Source organism: Bradyrhizobium sp. Mp27 (assembly GCF_029953005.1).
Classification (GTDB): Bacteria; Pseudomonadota; Alphaproteobacteria; order Rhizobiales; family Xanthobacteraceae; genus Bradyrhizobium; species Bradyrhizobium barranii.
On the sequence record NZ_JASAUS010000325.1, the window covers coordinates 1 to 4,422 of the forward strand.

General features: G+C 58.4%; 2 protein-coding genes and 3 pseudogenes. 3 read left to right on the forward strand and 2 right to left on the reverse strand.

The features are described from left to right. Window positions 1-109 precede the first annotated feature (109 nt). Window positions 110-490, reverse strand: a pseudogene (locus QJT78_RS49010) (TRAP transporter substrate-binding protein); the annotation flags it as partial. Window positions 491-1,003: 513 nt separating this feature from the next. Between QJT78_RS49010 and QJT78_RS49015 the strand changes: the two are divergent. From QJT78_RS49015 to QJT78_RS49025, 3 genes and pseudogenes are all read left to right on the forward strand, one after another. Continuing rightward, complete coding sequence (locus tag QJT78_RS49015; protein ID WP_038945736.1) at window positions 1,004-2,938, forward strand: AI-2E family transporter; 1,935 nt, start codon at window positions 1,004-1,006, stop codon at window positions 2,936-2,938. Between the two features lie 118 nt (window positions 2,939-3,056). Further along, entirely contained in the window at window positions 3,057-3,338 is a 282-nt protein-coding gene (locus QJT78_RS49020; RefSeq protein WP_049808111.1) for a cytochrome c, read from the forward strand. Between the two features lie 490 nt (window positions 3,339-3,828). Continuing rightward, window positions 3,829-4,106, forward strand: a pseudogene (locus QJT78_RS49025) (tyrosine-type recombinase/integrase); the annotation flags it as partial. Window positions 4,107-4,314: 208 nt separating this feature from the next. On the opposite strand, the pseudogene QJT78_RS53395 reads toward QJT78_RS49025, so the two are convergent. Continuing rightward, window positions 4,315-4,422: pseudogene (locus tag QJT78_RS53395) on the reverse strand (IS21-like element helper ATPase IstB); the annotation flags it as partial.

Here is a 4,422-nt window from a genome sequence, read left to right on the forward strand (position 1 = left end):
TCCGCAACCCCGACCAGCTCCGACGACCCGAGCGCTACCAGCAGAGCACGCCGATCAAAGGGGTCCCTTTTGGAGGCCGATAGGGGGTCCCAGTCAAACGCCGATTGACAAACTGCTTCTTGATGTTGTTGGCGAAGCCCTTCTTCTCGAGATAGTCGAGCGTGTCGGCGCGCACGATGCCGAGATCGACGCCTTTAAGAAAGAGGATGTCGGCGATGCTCTGCACCGAGCCTCGACCGGTGATCGGCAGGACGCGCAGCTTACCGTCGTCGTCGAGCACGGAAGCGAGGTCTGCACCGAACTGCACATAGGTGCCGCCGATCGTACCAGTAAGCAGCGTGACCGTGTTGGCGTTCATTGCCTTCTTGGTCGAGACCGAGCCGAATTGGAAGACTGCCTTCAGGCTGTCACTAACCTTGGCCGGGTCATACTCGGTCTGTCCGGCATGGGCGGCAAATCCAGAAGCCATCAAGATCATCGCGGCAATCATTCCAAGGAGTTGACGCACAACATCCTCCTGGCATGTGGAACCTGCCACACGGACACAACCTCTCGAATCGTTGATCGTTCCCATGACGCCAGTGGAACACTGGGACCGAACACTTCTGCTCCGGGTCAAAAGGCGAAGAACTCAGCGTGAGCCAATCTCGTCCGCTACGCCCCACTAAGCTGACCTCAGTGAGGGGTGTCGCCACTTCGCTGATGGGCCAATAGGCTTTGCTCACCAGCAAAAGTCTTCCCGAGACCCGGCCAGTGCCGAGCGCGGCTTTATCTTTCTCGCAGCACGAAACCTTTACGCTGCTCATCTATTGGTATGTCTAGCGGCGGAACCGGAAAAACGGCAGCCGTCTGAGAAAGCCGCGCGGAGTAATGCCCGAGCGGCTTTTTCATGCAGATCGCGCCGTGTCCTTATCAGCGCATCAGCAGGCTCCGAGGTTTGGGACTAAAGCAGATGAGGCCTTTAGCGAGACAGCCATTTAGGGCACGTACCACCGAAGAACTTATGGCGCTGCTCAGCGCAGTAGCTACTGCAATTCTTGCGGTCATCATTATCTCGATGCTCTATTTTGGCCGGGATATCTTCGTGCCCGTTGCTTTGGCTATTCTACTCAGCTTCGTGCTGGCGCCGCTGGTCGGAATACTGCAGCGTATCCATGTCCCCCGCGGATTAGCCGTCGTGAGCGTGGTTATACTTGCCTTCACGCTGATTTTCGCGATGGGGAGTCTCCTCGCCACGCAACTGACGCAACTCGCGGGAGACCTCCCGCGTTACCAATCGACGATAAGCGAAAAAATTCAGTCCTTCCGGGACACAAAAGCCGGCAGGGGCACGCTGGAACGCGCCTCCGACATGCTGAAGGATCTCAGCAAAGAACTTGATAAGCCAAAGGATGCACCATCCGCACGTGGCTCAGGCTCTGTCGCTGGTTTCAACACGCCCGCGCCGCTGACGCCGGTTCCGGTAGAAGTACGCCAGCCCGATCCTGGCGCGCTGGAAAGCCTGCGGACTTTGATCTCGCCGCTGGTTCATCCTCTCGCGACAACCGGCATCATCATTATTTTCGTCATCTTCATTCTGCTTCAACGCGAAGATCTTCGTAATCGTCTCATTCGATTGGCGGGGTCATCCGATCTCCAACGTACGACGGCGGCGCTCGACGACGCGGCGAGCCGCCTTAGCCGGCTGTTCCTGACTCAGCTCATCTTGAACGGCGCATTTGGCGTGGTGATCGGGATAGGTCTGTGGCTCATCGGGATTCCAAGCGCGATCCTTTGGGGCATCCTGGCGGCAGCTCTCCGCTTCGTTCCCTACATCGGCGCCATCATCGCGGCCGCGTTCCCGCTTGCGTTGGCAGTAGCCATCGATCCCGGCTGGTCGATGCTGCTATGGACGCTCGCGCTTTTCCTAGTTGTGGAGCCGGTCGTGGGCCATGTCATCGAGCCGATGGTTTACGGCCACAGCACAGGGCTTTCTCCAGTTGCCGTGGTCGTGTCGGCAACGTTCTGGACTGCACTATGGGGTCCAATCGGGCTCGTCCTCGCGACGCCGCTGACGGTGTGCCTTGTCGTGCTAGGGCGTCATGTGGAACGTCTGGAATTTCTTGATGTCATGTTCGGGGACCGGCCGGCCCTTTCTCCCCCCGAAATATTTTACCAGCGGATGCTGGCTGGTGATCCGACGGAAGCCGCCGAAAAGGCCGAAGAATTTCTGAAAGAACGGTCGCTGGCCTCGTACTATGATGAAGTCGCCTTGAAGGGTTTGCAGCTAGCGCAAGCCGATGCCGAGCGCGGCGCGCTTGACCAGGAACGTCTAACGAAGATTCGAGACGCGGTGAACGAATTTGCCAGCGACCTTTCGGATCAGGAGGACCGGCCGCCGGCGAAAAGCAATTCAACCACCGACGCGGAAGCATCGTCCGCGGTGGAAAGCGTTGCAGAAAATGCGACAAATGAAACGTTGCCCATTCTCAGCAAGGAATCCCTCCCGCCGGGATGGCAGGGTGAACATCCCGTCCTCTGCGTGGCGGGGCGCAGTCGCATCGATGAGGCGGCCGCGATCATGCTGGCTCAGCTCTCGACGACGCAGGGCCTGGCGGCGCGAGTGGAAGGGGCGGAAGCGCTCTCCACGACGAATGTCTTCCGCCTTGATACCACCGGCGTTGCGATCGTATGCCTGGTCTATCTCGATGCCAATGGACCAGCGCACATGCGTTACTCCGTTCGACGCCTAAGGCGAAAGTTACCGAAGGCAACCATTATCCTGGGCTGTTGGGTCAAGGAAATCGACCGGGCTGCGCTGGAATTGTTGCGGGAAGGCGCGAAAGCCGACCTCGTTGCCGCGAGCCTCGGTGAGGCGGTCAAGCTCTGCATCGAGGCGACGGGAGTGAAGGACCATGAAGCCTCCAAGCAGGAAATGTCCGCAACAGTAGCTGCGTGAAGTTTCCATCATGGCCAGATTTCCCGTCGTGAAATCAGGCAGACATTGTCGGCATATGCCCAATGCTGGACAGGTTATTTGAGTGTGGAACCAATCTAATCGAATTCGCTGCGTCTTGATGGTGTGCGCGACAATCACGACGACTTCGACCTTCGCGGCTAACCCTGATCAAGGCGAAAACCTCGTCAAACGATGGTGCGCAGGCTGCCATCTTGTCGCAGCCGATCAGAAGGGCGCGAGAGCCGACGCTCCAACGTTCGCGTCCATCGCAGCGAGGCCGGATTTCGACCCCGCCAAGCTAGCGTTCTTCTTGCTCGATCCACACCCGAAGATGCCTAATATGCAGCTCAGCAGGGATGAAGCGTCAGATATCGCCGCCTATATCGCGACACTCAAGTAGCAGCAGAAAACACGCCGCCGACGCGGAGCACGCGCGATCCCGAACGTTTCGCGCTTGATGACCGACAAAGTGTGGTCGAGTTCAAGAAGTCCGCAGCGCGCCCATCTGCTGCCGAAGATTGGTCTACTGTACACCCACCATGTGCGGTCAGCGACGCAATTTGTTGCCTTGAAAAGAGCCAAACCGTCCCTTTGCCTGAACAATCGACGTCTGTTCTGGGTCAATCTTGTCGGTTTTCCCGCGAGCCGCTGACTTCCGCTCTAGCCTGATAAGCGGCTCGTCAGATCGGACCGGCATGTCTCAAACGGGCCATTAGCGGAACAGTCGCGCTCTCGCTATTTGGAAGGCTTCTTGGTCCAAAGGCGGGTATGTTGCCATTTGCAAGGCTGGCCCTGTTCCCGCGGGATGGTTCTAAGGACGCGAAATCACCTGCACGATTTAAACAGCACGTAGAGCGGGTCATTGAGGAGTTGTCCTTGGCGCTCTGAAGCCAGGAGATCGTCTATTCACGGGCCGCAGAGGGCCGGACCGCAGCCTGACGACACGGAAGTATGCACGCCTGCGATCGGACTGGCTGGCCGGTATAGGATTGGACCCTCACCTGTTCGGAACGCATTCACTCCGACGAACCAAGGCGACGCTCATCTATCGTCGCACCGGCAACTTGCGAGCCGTGCAGCTCCTGTTGGGGCATACAAAAATCGAGAGCACCGCTACCTCGGAATAGAGGTCGATGACGCACTCGCAATAGCAGAACAGGTGGACGTCTGGCTGCCCTGGCAGAGCCGACCTGCCCTGCCCCTCCGTTACAGGAGGCTGCGAGCCCGAAACGGAAGTCGCGCTGCGTCATTCAATCACTTCATCGCCCGTGGATACCGGCGAAGGCGAAAAAGAGAAGTGGAGCGCGCGGTTACCAGACTAAGAATCTCAGTGAGCACACGAGCAGCCGCACCTTGCTAGTGGCTTGCGATGAATGTCAATCGGCTTGCAAATTTGACCCTTCATCGGCGTCCAATTTTGACCCCTTTCCGCGGCGGGGTTTGCTGGTAGCGCTGGTCTCGTCGGAGCTGGCCGGGATAGCGGA